General features: G+C 52.5%; 13 protein-coding genes and 9 tRNA genes. 2 read left to right on the top strand and 20 right to left on the bottom strand.

Annotated elements, in window-relative coordinates; all coding sequences use genetic code 11:
• Positions 1-82: 82 nt before the first annotated feature.
• From gltL to gltI, 4 genes are all read right to left on the bottom strand, one after another.
• On the bottom strand, positions 83-808 hold the full coding sequence (gltL, locus tag FDW88_RS09305) for a glutamate/aspartate ABC transporter ATP-binding protein GltL (protein ID WP_096757890.1): 726 nt from the start codon (positions 806-808) through the stop codon (positions 83-85).
• Complete coding sequence (gene gltK, locus FDW88_RS09300; protein WP_137362428.1) at positions 808-1,482, bottom strand: glutamate/aspartate ABC transporter permease GltK; 675 nt, start codon at positions 1,480-1,482, stop codon at positions 808-810. Before gltK ends, gltL begins: the two co-directional genes overlap by 1 nt.
• Positions 1,482-2,222: a glutamate/aspartate ABC transporter permease GltJ gene (gene gltJ / locus FDW88_RS09295; RefSeq protein WP_096757888.1), complete on the bottom strand. Its 741-nt coding sequence runs from the start codon at positions 2,220-2,222 to the stop codon at positions 1,482-1,484. Before gltJ ends, gltK begins: the two co-directional genes overlap by 1 nt.
• A 158-nt stretch (positions 2,223-2,380) precedes the next feature.
• On the bottom strand, positions 2,381-3,289 hold the full coding sequence (gltI, locus tag FDW88_RS09290; RefSeq protein WP_096757887.1) for a glutamate/aspartate ABC transporter substrate-binding protein GltI: 909 nt from the start codon (positions 3,287-3,289) through the stop codon (positions 2,381-2,383).
• Between gltI and FDW88_RS22445 the strand changes: the two genes are divergently transcribed.
• The gene (locus FDW88_RS22445; protein ID WP_170974161.1) at positions 3,284-3,625 is read left to right on the top strand and encodes a hypothetical protein; all 342 of its coding nucleotides are present in this window, start codon (positions 3,284-3,286) and stop codon (positions 3,623-3,625) included. The genes gltI and FDW88_RS22445 overlap by 6 nt on opposite strands.
• A 34-nt stretch (positions 3,626-3,659) precedes the next feature.
• Here the strand turns inward: FDW88_RS22445 and lnt are convergent, their stop codons facing one another.
• The 5 genes from lnt to miaB all read right to left on the bottom strand — a co-directional run bounded on the left by lnt (position 3,660) and on the right by miaB (position 9,395).
• A complete protein-coding gene (gene lnt / locus FDW88_RS09285; protein WP_137362427.1) occupies positions 3,660-5,198 on the bottom strand; it encodes an apolipoprotein N-acyltransferase in 1,539 nt (512 codons plus the stop codon).
• 24 nt (positions 5,199-5,222) lie between these two features.
• Positions 5,223-6,101, bottom strand: coding sequence for a CNNM family magnesium/cobalt transport protein CorC (gene corC, locus FDW88_RS09280; protein ID WP_096757884.1), 879 nt, complete (start codon positions 6,099-6,101; stop codon positions 5,223-5,225).
• A gap of 98 nt (positions 6,102-6,199) precedes the next feature.
• Positions 6,200-6,667, bottom strand: coding sequence for an rRNA maturation RNase YbeY (ybeY, locus tag FDW88_RS09275; RefSeq protein WP_137362426.1), 468 nt, complete (start codon positions 6,665-6,667; stop codon positions 6,200-6,202).
• Entirely contained in the window at positions 6,664-7,710 is a 1,047-nt protein-coding gene (locus FDW88_RS09270; protein ID WP_167456046.1) for a PhoH family protein, read from the bottom strand. The genes ybeY and FDW88_RS09270 overlap by 4 nt, the downstream gene beginning before the upstream one ends.
• A 254-nt stretch (positions 7,711-7,964) precedes the next feature.
• Positions 7,965-9,395: a tRNA (N6-isopentenyl adenosine(37)-C2)-methylthiotransferase MiaB gene (gene miaB / locus FDW88_RS09265; RefSeq protein WP_096757880.1), complete on the bottom strand. Its 1,431-nt coding sequence runs from the start codon at positions 9,393-9,395 to the stop codon at positions 7,965-7,967.
• Positions 9,396-9,540: 145 nt separating this feature from the next.
• Here miaB and ubiF point away from each other — a divergent pair, with 145 nt between their 5' ends.
• Positions 9,541-10,716 (top strand): 3-demethoxyubiquinol 3-hydroxylase, encoded by a 1,176-nt coding sequence (gene ubiF / locus FDW88_RS09260; protein WP_115259092.1) that lies wholly within the window; start codon positions 9,541-9,543, stop codon positions 10,714-10,716.
• A gap of 120 nt (positions 10,717-10,836) precedes the next feature.
• Here the strand turns inward: ubiF and FDW88_RS09255 are convergent.
• The 11 genes from FDW88_RS09255 to nagD all read right to left on the bottom strand — a co-directional run bounded on the left by FDW88_RS09255 (position 10,837) and on the right by nagD (position 14,654).
• Positions 10,837-10,911 (bottom strand) — tRNA-Gln (locus FDW88_RS09255).
• A 44-nt stretch (positions 10,912-10,955) separates the two neighbouring features.
• A tRNA-Met gene (locus FDW88_RS09250) sits at positions 10,956-11,032 on the bottom strand.
• A 21-nt stretch (positions 11,033-11,053) separates the two neighbouring features.
• Positions 11,054-11,128: transfer RNA gene (locus tag FDW88_RS09245), tRNA-Gln, on the bottom strand.
• 36 nt (positions 11,129-11,164) lie between these two features.
• Positions 11,165-11,239: transfer RNA gene (locus FDW88_RS09240), tRNA-Gln, on the bottom strand.
• A gap of 44 nt (positions 11,240-11,283) precedes the next feature.
• Positions 11,284-11,360: transfer RNA gene (locus FDW88_RS09235), tRNA-Met, on the bottom strand.
• A 21-nt stretch (positions 11,361-11,381) separates the two neighbouring features.
• A tRNA-Gln gene (locus tag FDW88_RS09230) sits at positions 11,382-11,456 on the bottom strand.
• A 36-nt stretch (positions 11,457-11,492) separates the two neighbouring features.
• Positions 11,493-11,567, bottom strand: a tRNA-Gln gene (locus FDW88_RS09225).
• A gap of 23 nt (positions 11,568-11,590) precedes the next feature.
• A tRNA-Leu gene (locus FDW88_RS09220) sits at positions 11,591-11,675 on the bottom strand.
• An 8-nt stretch (positions 11,676-11,683) separates the two neighbouring features.
• Positions 11,684-11,760 (bottom strand) — tRNA-Met (locus FDW88_RS09215).
• Between the two features lie 223 nt (positions 11,761-11,983).
• Positions 11,984-13,648 (bottom strand): asparagine synthase B, encoded by a 1,665-nt coding sequence (gene asnB, locus FDW88_RS09210; RefSeq protein WP_096757878.1) that lies wholly within the window; start codon positions 13,646-13,648, stop codon positions 11,984-11,986.
• Between the two features lie 253 nt (positions 13,649-13,901).
• A complete protein-coding gene (gene nagD, locus FDW88_RS09205) occupies positions 13,902-14,654 on the bottom strand; it encodes a ribonucleotide monophosphatase NagD (RefSeq protein WP_096757877.1) in 753 nt (250 codons plus the stop codon).
• Between the last annotated feature and the right edge of the window lie 73 nt (positions 14,655-14,727).

Genomic DNA, 14,727 nt, shown 5'->3' with positions numbered 1-14,727 from the left:
TTAACGCCGGGCTGTATGTGATTCGAGATGCGAAGAAAGAAAGCGTGATTTGGCGCGCACTTTGATGTGCGCGCCGGAAAGATTAATGCAATATTTTGGCGAGGAAGTCTTTGGCGCGATCTGATTTTGGATTGGCAAAGAACTCTTCTTTCGGCGAGTCTTCCACAATCTTACCCTCATCCATAAAGATTACCCGGTTCGCCACTTTCCGAGCGAAGCCCATTTCGTGGGTGACCACCATCATGGTCATCCCTTCATGAGCCAGCTCGACCATGACGTCCAGCACCTCGTTGATCATTTCTGGATCGAGCGCTGAGGTGGGTTCATCAAACAACATGGCGATAGGATCCATACACAGCGCACGGGCAATGGCCACGCGCTGCTGCTGTCCACCAGAAAGCTGGGCCGGAAACTTATCGGCATGGGCCGACAGTCCTACGCGCTCAAGCAGTTTTTGTGCTTTGTCGCGAGCAGGCTTTTTATCGCGTTTAAGTACTTTTACCTGGGCCAGGGTCAAGTTTTCGATGATCGACAAATGTGGGAACAGTTCAAAGTGCTGGAAGACCATGCCCACGCGAGAACGCAGTTTGGCCAGATCGGTTTTTTTGTCATTCACGACGGTACCGTCAACGGTGATCACACCCTGCTGCACTGGCTCCAGGCCGTTTACCGTTTTGATCAGCGTCGATTTACCGGAGCCTGACGGACCGCAAACTACCACCACTTCACCTTTTTTAACTTCCGTGGAGCAGTCGGTCAGAACCTGAAAGTGACCATACCATTTAGAAACATTTTTCAGGGTAATCATTAAACTGTCCTTTTCTTCAAATAGCTGACCAACAACGATGCGCTCAGACTGAATACAAAATAGACGGCGCCAGCGAACAGGATCATCTCGACCTGTGTGCCGTCACGCTCGCCAATGGTGGAGGCGGTACGGAAGAAATCTGCAAGACTTAATACGTAGACCAGCGAGGTGTCCTGGAATAGAACGATGCCCTGGGTCAGCAGCAACGGCACCATCGCGCGAAATGCCAGCGGCAGAATAATGAGCTTCATCGACTGCCAGTGGGTCATCCCTAACGCCAGCGCGGCGCTGGACTGTCCACGAGAAATACTCTGGATCCCGGCACGGATAATCTCTGAGTAGTACGCCGCTTCAAACATCGAAAACGCCACCATCGCTGAGATCAGACGAATATCGGTTTTCGGTGACAGGCCTAATACGTTCTGTAAGAACCCCGGTACAATCAGATAGAACCACAGCAGTACCATGACCAGCGGAATAGAGCGGAATACGTTCACGTAGATCTTCGCAAACCAGGCAATGGGCGCGAAGCTGGACAGACGCATTACCGCAAGGATAGTTCCCCAAACGATGCCAATAATGACCGCCGTAACGGTAATTTTCAGCGTGATCATCAGCCCATCCAGCAGATACGGCAGGGAGGGGACAATGGAACTCCAGTCAAATTCGTACATTATTTGCCTCCCAAATTGCCAGGCAGGCGAGTTTTACGTTCAACCAGATTCATCACCAGCATAATAAAGGCGTTAATCAAGACGTAGGCAAGGGTGATAGCCGTAAACGACTCCCAGGCGTGGGCAGAGTAATCCAGCAGCTTGCCTGCCTGTGCTGCCATATCGACCAGACCGATGGTTGAGGCGATGGCGGAGTTTTTCACCAGGTTCATCATTTCTGATGTCATCGGCGGTACGATCACGCGGTAGGCGTTGGGCAGCAGAACATAGCGATAGGCCTGCGGTAGCGTCAGCCCCATCGCCAGCGCGGCGTTTTTTTGTCCGCGAGGCAAAGACTGAATCGCGGCGCGCACCTGCTCACAAACGCGGGCGGCGGTAAACAGCCCCAGGCAGAGCATTGAGGAGAGGAAAAACTGGATGTTGGGATCCAACTCAGCCTTGAACCACATGCCAATGTTTTCTGGGAGCAGTTCCGGGATTACCAGATACCAGGTAAAAAATTGTACGATCAGCGGAACGTTACGAAACAGTTCAACATACAACGTGCCTATCCCGGAAAGGAAACGGTTGGGAACGGTGCGTAAGATGCCGAATAGGGAACCTATCAGGAAAGCAATAATCCAGGCGGTGATTGAAAGCGCGACGGTGACCTGGAAACCACTCCAGAGCCAGCCGAGATAGGTGGTGTTGCCGAACGGGGCTTCTTGTAAAAAAATCCCCCAGTTCCAGTCTATAGACATAAATCTACTCCAGAAAAAAAAAGGGTAGCAGCGCTACCCTCGAAGATTGTTGAGAAGCTCATTTTTCGCGCTGAGTGGGGAACGGCCACTCAGCGTATAGTCTGTCCATGCTTCCCGACAATCGTGAGGGCCAGGTGAACTCGCCCCATTTATTTTAGTTAGTTGAGTGCTTTATCATTTGGTTCTTTGAACAGGGCCTTCATCTCGCTCGACAGTTCGAAATTCATATTCAGGTTCTTTGGCGGAATAGGGTTTTTAAACCATTTATCAAACCACTTCTCAGCTTCACCTGAAGTTTGTGCCTGTGCAATGGTGTCATCCATCAGCTTTTTGAACGCGACGTCGTCTTTACGCAGCATACAGCCGTACGCTTCCTGAGATTGTGGCTTGCCGACGATCTCCCAGTTGTCCGGTTTCTTCGCCTTCGCGCGTTCACCAGCCAGCAGGGCGTCATCCATCATAAAGGCGACGGCGCGACCGCTTTCGAGGGTACGGAAAGAGTCACCGTGGTCTTTCGCACTGATGATGCGCATATCCATTTTTTGTTCTTCGTTCAGCTTATGCAGCAGCACTTCCGAGGTGGTACCGGAAGTCACAACCACCGCTTTGCCTTTCAAGTCAGCGAAATCTTTGATGTCGCCGCCTTTTTTCGCCAGCAGGCGGGTGCCGACAACGAAAATGGTGTCAGAAAATGCCGCTTGTTTCTGGCGTTCAACGTTGTTGGTGGTGGAACCACATTCAAAGTCGAAGGTGCCGTTTTGCAGCAGCGGAATGCGGTTCTGGGAGGTAATCGGAATCAGCTTCACCTGCAGGTCAGGTTTGTTCAGCTTTTTCTTCACGGCCTCAACAATTGCGTTGGAGTAATCCTGTGAATAACCGACCACTTTCTGCTGATTATCGTAGTAGGAAAACGGGACCGAGGATTCACGGTGTCCGACGACGATGACGCCATTTTTAGCGATCTTGTCCAGGGTGCTGCTTGCCGCAGGGGCGGCATCTTCCGCGTGCGCCAGACCGGCAGACATTCCCACGACCAGCATGGCAGTGGCGAGCTTACGTAATTGCATATCCAACTCCTTTATCGTCTGCGTCAGGGACGCATTGATACCCATTGTGATGTTGTTATTGTTTGCTACTTAAAAGTGCAGTCTTGTATGTGTTTGTTAACATTTAGTTTGGATGAATGTAAAGAATTTGCTGTGTTATTGTTTATTTTTGCGAAGTGCGCCGCACCGTTTGAGGGCAAAAATATCTTGTTGCACATTTCAGGTGCTACCTGTGCTCAAATTTGGTGCGACCAGGTTGCACATTCAACCAAAACAGCGTTTGCCTTGTATAACAAAGCAATAGGCGTGCCAGAATGGGAGAGGAGAGGAGATGTGTTAGCCGGACAAGGCGCGTGAGCGCCAACATCCGGCAATATGACGAGAGCAGAGATTATTTACGACGCTGGCGCAGACTCATGACGATCGCGCCAAAGCCTAACAACGCGGTAATCAGCCATAACGGCCAGTTTCCGGTACGCGCATACGGCGTGAGACCCGTTGTCGGGGTAACGCTGGTGGTCAGTACCTGTCGGGTAAACTGCGGGATCATGGCCTGCACTTCACCTTGCGGGCCAATCACCGCCGTGATGCCATTATTAGTGCTACGCAACAGCGGACGCGCTAGCTCCAGTGACCGCATGCGTGCCATCTGGAAGTGCTGCCATGGACCGATGGATTTACCAAACCAGGCATCATTGGAGATGGTCAGCAAGTAGTCCGTATCCGGGCGGAAGTTATCCCGTACCTGTTCGCCAAGAATAATTTCGTAGCAGATTGCCGCCGTCAGCTTAAAGCCGTGCGCCTGCAGCTGTGGCTGCACATACGGCCCTCGGCTGAAGGATGACATGGGTAAGTCAAAGAACGGCGCCAGTGGGCGTAGAATCGATTCCAGCGGCACAAACTCACCAAACGGGACAAGGTGATTTTTGTTGTAACGATTGCTGGAGTCATAGCTGTACGGACTGTCTTTACCCAGCGTGATGATGGTGTTGTAGGTATCGTAGCGGTTTTGCTTGTTAAGGCGCGCGTCAACAATACCGGTGATTAGCGTGCTGTTTTTAGATTTTAGCAGGTCATCCATCATGCCGAGGAAACGCTGCTGATTGATCTCCAGATCAGGAATAGCGGACTCTGGCCAGATGATTAGCTGTGATTTGCCCATTTCAGGCTGTGTGGCATCAAGGTAAATCTTCAACGTGTTGATGAGCTGACCTTCATCCCACTTCAGCGACTGCGGAATGTCACCTTGCACCATCGAAACTTGGGTGGTTTTTTCTGGCTCCAGCGTATACCACTGGATGTAGCGCAGCGGGAAGGGCAGAGCGAACAATACCACGGCAGCAACCAGAGGACGCCAGTTACGTGTGACTAACGCCAGCGCCAGCAGGCCGCTGACCATCATCAGCAGGAAGTTAATCGCCTCGACGCCCATTACCGGCGCCAGGCCTTTCAGCGGGCCGTCAATCTGGCTGTAGCCAAACTGTAGCCATGGGAAGCCGGTCAGCACCCAGCCGCGCAGGAATTCGGTTATCTGCCAGACTACCGGGGCAGCAATCGCCACCCGCAGCCAGCTGGTTTTTGGCCACAGGCGCGACAGAACGCCCGCAAACAAACCTGTGTACAGCGAGAGGTATGCCGCAAGCAATACCACAAGGAATACGTTAACCGGGCCTGGCATACCGCCAAATTGCGCAATGCTGACATAGACCCAGTTGATGCCGGAGCCAAAAAGACCCATTCCCCAGACATAGCCGATAGCGGCAGACTGGAGTGGGCGACGGTTGAGAGTTAAGGCCTGCAGACCCATCAGCGAAATAATCGCCGCAGGCCAGATGTCATACGGAGAGAACGCCAGCGTCCCGCAGGCACCGAATAATAACGCCAGCAGCAGGCGAATGCGCTGGCGTTCAATTAAGGGGGCAAATGCCATGTAGTCTTTGATCCAGTTTCGGGTTTATTCGTCCAGTTTTGGCTGGGGTGAGTCGTCCGGAATTCTGACATGAACCTGAATAATACGACGGCTGTCGGCCATGGCAACTTTGAACTGGTAGCCATCAATGTCGATAGTCTCTCCACGTGCGGGCAGATGACCAAAGGCCTGCATCACCAAACCGCCAATAGTATCGACTTCTTCGTCGCTAAAGTGGGTGCCGAAGGCTTCGTTGAAGTCTTCGATCGGGGCCAGCGCACGAATGGTCCAGGTGTGGCGACTGAGCTGACGGAAATCGATATCGTCTTCTTCGTCGTATTCATCTTCGATTTCACCGACGATCAGTTCAAGAATGTCCTCAATGGTCACCAGACCCGAGACACCGCCGAACTCGTCGATAACGATAGCCATATGGTACCGCTGAGAGCGGAACTCTTTCAGCATGCGGTCAACACGCTTGCTCTCAGGTACGACAACCGCCGGGCGTAACACTTTTTCCATGCTGAAAGCTTCGGCATCACTGCGCATAAACGGCAGCAAGTCTTTCGCCATCAGAATCCCTTCAATGTGATCTTTGTCTTCGCTGATCACCGGGAAACGCGAGTGGGCGGACTCGATGATGACATCAAGACACTCATCCAGAGTCTGGTTGCGTTTCAGTGTGATCATCTGGGACCGGGGGATCATGATGTCGCGAACACGTTGGTCCGCAATGTCCATCACCCCTTCGAGCATATCGCGCGTATCTTCATCGATAAGGTCGTTTTGCCCGGAATCACGGATCAGCTCCAACAGTTCGTCGCGGTTTTTTGGTTCACCGTGGAAAAGTTGGCTCAGTAACAGGGAAAAGAATCCCTTTTTGCTGTGTAAGGTGTCACTACTGTGTGAATTGTCGTCGCTCATGGCGTCGTATGGGTTCTCATGTTAGTTAATAGATTGCTCAAGGCACGTAAACTCAGTGCCCGGCGTGGTGACCTGTCACCGGCTTGACCGGTAGCAGGTTATTCCTTCTCGGCAATGTACGGATCCTCATAGCCCAGAGCAAGCATAATCTCTGTTTCGAGGGATTCCATTTCTTCCGCTTCGTCGTCTTCGATATGGTCGTAGCCTAAGAGATGCAGGCTACCGTGTATAACCATGTGTGCCCAGTGGGATTCACGAGGCTTACCTTGCTCCTGCGCTTCTTTTTCGACCACCTGACGACAGATGACCAGATCGCCCAGCAGCGGCAGTTCGATGCCCGGTGGGGCCTCAAACGGGAAGGACAGCACGTTGGTTGACTTGTCTTTCCCGCGATAGGTCAGATTCAGTTCGTGGCTTTCAGCGTCATCGACCAGGCGAATGGTGACCTCTGACTCTTCCTGAAACTGCGGGATCACCGCATCCAGCCATGCCTGAAACTGGCGCTCATCCGGTAAACCGGCGTTATCTTCACATGCCAGCTGTAAATCGAGAATAACCTGACTCATTTTTGTTCCTGTTCCTGGGCTTCACGCTTGCGTTCCGCTGCCTGTTCGGCTTTACGTTTTTGTTCTGCTTCTTCCCAGGCTTCATACGCCGTCACGATACGGGCAACCACCGGGTGGCGTACCACGTCTTCGCTATGGAAGAAATTAAAGCTAATCTCATCGACCTCAGCCAACACTTCGATGGCATGACGCAGACCGGATTTGGTGCTGCGCGGCAGGTCAATTTGGGTAATGTCGCCGGTGATCACCGCTTTGGAGTTGAAGCCAATACGGGTCAGGAACATTTTCATCTGTTCGATAGTCGTGTTCTGGCTCTCATCAAGGATAATGAACGCATCGTTCAGCGTACGACCGCGCATATAAGCCAGCGGGGCGACTTCAATGACGTTACGCTCGATAAGCTTCTCCACCTTCTCAAAACCGAGCATTTCGAACAGCGCATCATACAGCGGACGTAAATAAGGATCGACTTTCTGGCTGAGATCGCCCGGCAGGAAGCCCAGTTTTTCACCGGCTTCAACCGCCGGACGGGTCAGCAGAATACGGCGAATTTCCTGACGCTCGAGCGCATCGACCGCGGCGGCTACCGCCAGGTAGGTTTTACCTGTCCCTGCAGGACCGACGCCGAAGGTGATGTCGTGGTCGAGAATATTGGCGATGTACTGCGCCTGATTCGGCGTACGCGGTTTGATCACGCCACGCTTGGTTTTGATATTCACCGCTTTGCCAAACTCCGGCACGCTGTCTGCGCTCTGCTCAAGGACACGCGCTTCTTTGATTGCCAGGTGAATTTGTTCCGGCTCGATGTCCTGCGTCTTGCCGCGCATTGGCGCGGTATCGACGTACAGGCTGTGTAAAATATCTGCCGCAGCGGTAACGCAAATCGGGCGACCGGTCAGCTTAAAGTGGTTGTCGCGGCGGTTAATTTCGATACCAAGGCGACGTTCCAGCTGTTTGATGTTGTCATCAAAAGGACCGCACAGGCTCAACAGACGGGCATTGTCTGCGGGCTCAAGGGTAATTTCGCGAGTGTCTATGTTCAAACCGTTCCTCTTATGCAGATATCGCCGGACGTCGAACATTTACCGGCATGTAGGGAAATTATTCACGCCACAGGGAAAAGGCGCAAGCATTGCAATGAAGATGGGGGCGTAGAGAGGAAATACAAGACCCTCCCCGTCATACTTCAAGCCGCAGAGGCGTTGCCTGCACTCGCGCACCCCAGTCACATAGTTATCTATGCTCCTGGGGATTTGCTCGTTTGTCGCTTTAGGGGATAGAGGAGGGGGTATGGTAATTACGGCTGATAAATGCCGACACCCAGATCGTTCTCCTTGCGGGTACGCGCAATGACCGACTCCGGACTTTCTGCGATGCGCAGGCCCATTTCGTCCTCGGTACGCACGACTTTACCGCGCAGGGAGTTAGTCCAGACGTCGGTAATTTCAACATCCACAAACTTACCGACCATATCCGGGGTGCCTTCAAAATTCACCACACGGTTATTTTCAGTACGACCCGATAGCTCCATTACGCTTTTACGCGACGTGCCTTCGACCAGAATACGCTGGGTGGTGCCGAGCATACGGCGGCTCCAGGCCATGGCCTGCTGGTTGATGCGATCCTGCAGGATATACAGACGTTGCTTTTTCTCTTCTTCCGGGACGTCGTCAACCATATCGGCGGCAGGCGTGCCAGGACGAGCTGAGAAGATAAAGCTGTAGCTCATGTCGAAGTTAACGTCGGCAATCAGCTTCATGGTCTGCTCGAAATCTTGTGTGGTTTCGCCAGGGAAGCCCACGATGAAGTCGGAGCTAATCTGAATATCCGGGCGTGCAGCGCGCAGTTTGCGGATGATCGCCTTGTATTCCAGCGCGGTATGGGTACGTCCCATCAGGTTTAGTACGCGATCTGAGCCACTCTGTACCGGCAGGTGCAGGAAGCTTACCAGCTCCGGGGTGTCGCGATAGACTTCAACGATATCGTCGGTGAACTCAATTGGATGACTGGTAGTGAAACGGATACGGTCAATGCCGTCGATCGCCGCTACCAGACGCAGTAAATCTGCGAATGAGCCGGTCGTGCCGTCGTAGTTCTCACCGCGCCAGGCGTTAACGTTTTGCCCCAGCAGGTTGACTTCACGTACGCCCTGCGCCGCAAGTTGGGCAATTTCAAGCAGGATATCGTCCGCCGGACGGCTGACTTCTTCACCACGGGTGTAGGGCACCACGCAGTAAGTGCAGTATTTGTTACAGCCTTCCATGATGGACACAAACGCGCTTGGACCTTCAGCACGCGGTTCCGGCAGGCGGTCGAACTTTTCGATTTCCGGGAAGCTGATATCCACCACTGGACTACGGCTGGTGCTACCGCGCACTTTGTTGATCATTTCCGGCAGGCGGTGCAGGGTTTGTGGCCCAAAAATAATGTCGACGTAGTGTGCACGTTGACGAATATGGTCGCCTTCCTGGGAGGCGACACAGCCACCCACGCCGATAATCAGATTCGGGTTTTTCTCTTTTAAGAGTTTCCAGCGACCTAACTGATGGAAAACTTTTTCCTGAGCCTTCTCGCGAATTGAGCAGGTATTCAGCAGCAGCACATCCGCTTCCTCCGCCACGTCGGTCAGTTGATACCCGTGAGTGGCATCCAGCAGATCGGCCATCTTCGATGAATCGTATTCGTTCATCTGACAGCCCCAGGTTTTAATATGGAGTTTTTTAGTCATCGACTTGCTCTTGCGAAATTGTGGCTGAAATGCAGGGCGCATAGTGTACTGCGTTGGCGCGGTTGTGACCAGTATGACGGATGTCAGCCTCAAGGGGTAAAAAATCCTGTAAACTTACACAATACATGTAACAGGATGATTGACCATGACAAATCAACCAACGGAAATTGCCATTGTCGGCGGGGGGATGGTCGGCGGCGCGCTGGCGCTGGGACTGGCGCAGCATGGATTCAGGGTGACGGTAATAGAGCACGCCGCGCCCGTGCCGTTTGTGGCTGACAGTCAGCCCGATATCCGTATTTCAGCCATTAGCTCCGCGTCTGCATCGTTGCTGAAAGGGTTGGGTGTCTGGGATGCGGTGCAGGGCATGCGCACTCATCCATATCGTCGTCTGGAAACCTGGGAGTGGGAGAATGCCCATGTGGTGTTTGATGCGGCAGAGCTAAAACTCCCATTGCTGGGCTATATGGTCGAAAACAACGTCCTGCAACAGGCGTTGTGGCAGGCGATGGAGGCGCATCCCAACGTGACCCTGCGCGTGCCGGCATCACTGATTTCTCTGCATCAACATAACGATCGGCATGAGCTTGAACTGACTGGCGGTGAAAAGATAACGGCAAAACTGGTGATTGGTGCCGATGGCGCGAATTCTCAGGTACGTCAAATGGCCGGGATTGGCATCCATGCCTGGCAGTACGCGCAATCCTGCATGCTGATTACCGTGCAATGTGAGAATTCACCGGGAGACAGTACCTGGCAGCAGTTTACCCCTGACGGACCGCGGGCGTTTTTACCGCTGTTCGATAACTGGGCTTCGCTGGTGTGGTATGACTCTCCGGCCCGCATCCGCCAGTTGCAGAGTCTCGATATGGCGCAGCTCCAGGCGGAAATCGCAAAATATTTCCCTTCACGTCTGGGTGACGTTACGCCTGTTGCCGCAGGGGCGTTTCCACTTACTCGTCGCCACGCGTTGCAGTATGTACAGCCAGGACTTGCGCTGGTGGGCGATGCCGCGCACACCATTCATCCGCTTGCCGGGCAGGGGGTGAATCTGGGGTACCGTGATGTCGATGCGTTAATTGATGTGCTGGTGAACGCCCGTAGCTATGGTGAGCAGTGGGCCAGTCAGCGGGTACTGAAGCGCTACCAAACGCGTCGTATGACCGATAACTTCATCATGCAAAGTGGTATGGATCTGTTTTACGCCGGATTCAGCAACAACCTGCAGCCGCTGCGTATTATGCGCAATCTTGGTCTAATGGCCGCCGAGCGTGCAGGCGTGTTAAAACGTCAGGCGCTGAAGTATGCGTTAGGGTTGTAGCTCAAGTGGTGCCTGATGGCGCTGCGCTTATCAGGCCTACGCGTCATGTAGGCCGGGTAAGGCTTGCCGTCACCCGGCGTTAGAAAAGCAAAAAGCTCGCCGAAGCGAGCTTTTCTAAAATGGCTGGGGTACGAGGATTCGAACCTCGGAATGCTGGTATCAGAAACCAGAGCCTTACCGCTTGGCGATACCCCAACAATTTTTTGGATTTACCGAATTAAATCGATACGCCCTTAATATGGTGGCTACGACGGGATTCGAACCTGTGACCCCATCATTATGAGTGATGTGCTCTAACCAACTGAGCTACGTAGCCAAATACTATCATATTCTTCGATGGCTGGGGTACCTGGATTCGAACCAGGGAATGCCGGTATCAAAAACCAGAGCCTTACCGCTTGGCGATACCCCAACGGGTGCACCCACAAAGTGGACGACTTTTTGAAATTGGCTGGGGTACGAGGATTCGAACCTCGGAATGCTGGTATCAGAAACCAGAGCCTTACCGCTTGGCGATACCCCAACAATTTTTTGGATTTACCGAATTAAATCGATACGCCCTTAATATGGTGGCTACGACGGGATTCGAACCTGTGACCCCATCATTATGAGTGATGTGCTCTAACCAACTGAGCTACGTAGCCAAATACTATCATATTCTTCGATGGCTGGGGTACCTGGATTCGAACCAGGGAATGCCGGTATCAAAAACCGGTGCCTTACCGCTTGGCGATACCCCAATGACCGTTGCGGTGAACCGCTATATCGAAGAAAAGTGGCTGGGGTACCTGGATTCGAACCAGGGAATGCCGGTATCAAAAACCGGTGCCTTACCGCTTGGCGATACCCCATCCGTGCAACGCTTACGGGTGAATGGTGCGGGAGGCGAGACTTGAACTCGCACACCTTGCGGCGCCAGAACCTAAATCTGGTGCGTCTACCAATTTCGCCACTCCCGCAAAAAAGATGGTGGCTACGACGGGATTCGAACCTGTGACCCCATCATTATGAGTGATGTGCTCTAACCAGCTGAGCTACGTAGCCATCTTTTTTTCGCGTTACCTTATCGGCGTTGCGGGGCGCATTATGCGTATTGAGCCTTGAAGCGTCAACCCCTTTTTCATTGAAAATAGCTGGAATGTGACTGTTTGGTTAGGTTGCGAACAGCGTGACGCAATATTCGGCAATTATTCGTTATTAATTGTTTTTCCGCACGTAAAACCGACATAAAAAAAGAGCCCCTCAGGGCTCTTAGTGGATGATGGGCTTACTTATAAGCCGACTGGTGCACGCCAACCGCACGGCCTGATGGATCGTTCATGGTTTTGAACGCTTCGTCCCATTCGATGGCTTTGGCAGAAGAACAGGCGACGGACGGGCCACCAGGCACACACTCGGCGGCGCTGGCTACCGGGAACAGCTCTTCAAAAATCTCACGGTACAAATACGCTTCTTTAGACGATGGTGTGTTGTACGGGAAGCGGAAGCTGGCGGTTTCCAGTTGTTGATCGGAAACGTGCTCTGCCGCCACTTCTTTCAGCGTGTCAATCCAGCTATAACCGACGCCGTCAGAGAACTGCTCCTTCTGACGCCATGCAATGCTGGCTGGCAGGTAGGATTCAAAACATTCACGCAGGACATGTTTTTCCATCTTTCCGTTACCGCACATTTTATCCTGTGGGTTGATGCGCATCGCGACATCGAGGAATTTCTTGTCGAGGAACGGTACGCGGGCTTCAACGCCCCAGGCCGACATGGCTTTGTTGGCTCGGGCGCAGTCGAACATATGCAGTGCCTGCAGTTTACGTACCGTTTCTTCGTGCAGTTCTTTTGCGTCCGGCGCTTTGTGAAAATAAAGATAGCCGCCAAATACTTCATCAGAACCTTCGCCTGACAGCACCATTTTAATGCCCATCGCTTTGATTTTTCTTGACATTAAGTACATCGGTGTTGAGGCGCGAATGGTGGTGACGTCATAGGTTTCAATGTGATAAATCACATCGCGGATGGCATCCAGGCCTTCCTGTACGGTGAAATGGATCTCGTGGTGTACGGTCCCCAGGTGGTTGGCGACTTCCTGAGCGGCTTTCAGATCCGGTGCGCCTTTCAGGCCCACGGCGAAGGAGTGCAGTTGCGGCCACCAGGCTTCACTGCGCTCTTGATCTTCAACACGGCGCGCTGCATATTTTTTGGTGATAGCGGAAATCACGGACGAATCCAGGCCACCAGATAGCAGCACACCATAAGGCACATCTGACATCAGATGGCTTTTAACCGCATCTTCCAGCGCCTGACGCAGTTCGTCTTTATCCGTCACATTGTCTTTTACGGCATCGTATTCGAACCAGTCGCGCTGATAGTACTGACGGATTTCCCCGTCTTTGCTCCACAGGTAGCTACCGGCCGGGAATTCTTTAATGGTGCGGCAAACAGGAACCAGCGCTTTCATCTCAGACGCCACGTACAAGTTGCCGTGTTCATCATGACCCATGTACAGAGGGATAATCCCAATGTGATCGCGGCCGATCAGATACGCATCCTGCTCGCTGTCGTACAGTGCGAAGGCGAACATGCCCTGCAGGTCGTCAAGGAATTCAGGCCCTTTCTCCTGGTACAGCGCGAGGATAACTTCGCAGTCGGAACCGGTCTGGAACTGATAGCGATCGCCGTATTCAGCACGTAACGCCTGATGGTTATAAATCTCGCCGTTTACCGCCAGGATATGCGTCTTTTTCACGTTGTAAAGCGGTTGAGCACCGGCGTTAACGTCGACAATGGACAGACGTTCATGTGCCAGGATCGCGTTATCACTGGCGTAAATACCCGACCAGTCCGGGCCGCGGTGGCGCATCAGACGAGACAGCTCGAGGGCTTTTTTACGCAGCTCAACTGCGTCGGTTTTAATATCAAATACGCCAAAAATAGAACACATAACCTTCTCCGTTAACCCGTTGCGTGATGCTTTTTATGTTTGCTTAATAAAGAAAATGCCGTAAAGCCGCAGGGGGCGCAAGGAGTTTGGTGAGGAGAAAAGAAAAAACTCAATGATGATTGTTGAATAGTGAAAAAAGAGTATGTAATGAGCGTATTTATTGATGAATCGTCAGAAAAATGGCGGTTTCATTAGATGGGGTTATTTAGTGTGCCGGTTAACGTGTTCTTAGGGTTATCCGGCACAGCGTTGCTTAAATAACATCTATCTCGGCAACGGACGGGTAGATCCAGCTTGGTCGGAACGGCATGCTGTCGATATCATCAAGGGTGGAAATGCCAGACAGCACCAGGATAGTTTCAAGACCGGCCTGGAAGCCAGCCAGAATATCGGTACGCAGGTTGTCGCCAACAATGACGGTCTCTTCCGAGTGCGCCTGCATTTTGTTGAGTGCCGCGCGGATAATCCACGGGCTGGGTTTACCTACGTAGAAGGGCTCACGGCCTGAAATCTTCTCAATACCGGCGCACAGCGCACCACAGGCAGGATAAAAACCGCGACCGTGCGTATCCGGGTTGGTGGCAATGAAACGTGCGCCATTGGCCACAAAGTATGCCGCTTTATGCATCATGTCCCAGTTGTAGGAACGCGTCTCACCGACGATCACAAAATCGGGGTTAACGTCGGTAATGGTAAAGCCCGCTTTGTACAGTTCGTGGATCAGTGCGCCTTCACCGACAACATAGGCTTTTTTTCCTTCCTGGCGACGCAGGAAATCGGCGGTAGCCATGGCGGAGGTATAAAACACGCTGTCAGGAACATTGACACCTGCGGTGGCAAAGCGGTTTGCCAGATCCTGTCCGGTCTGCGAAGGGTAGTTAGTCAACAGGACTAACGGCAAGCCTTTCTCCATCACGCCGGTCAAAAATTCTGCCGCACCCGGTACGGCAACATTGTCGTGCATCAGCACGCCGTCGATATCACAAATTACATTCTTAATGGCCATGGACAATCCGACATCAAAATAAGAAGGCGTTACTATACATAAAATACACTCAATTATTCGAGTTGCCTCAGCG

Origin of the sequence: Citrobacter sp. wls829 (assembly GCF_005280825.1) — a bacterium.
Classification (GTDB): domain Bacteria; phylum Pseudomonadota; class Gammaproteobacteria; order Enterobacterales; family Enterobacteriaceae; genus Citrobacter; species Citrobacter gillenii.
The sequence above is the reverse complement of the archived record's forward strand: the minus strand, read 5'-3'. Positions and strand labels throughout refer to the sequence as shown.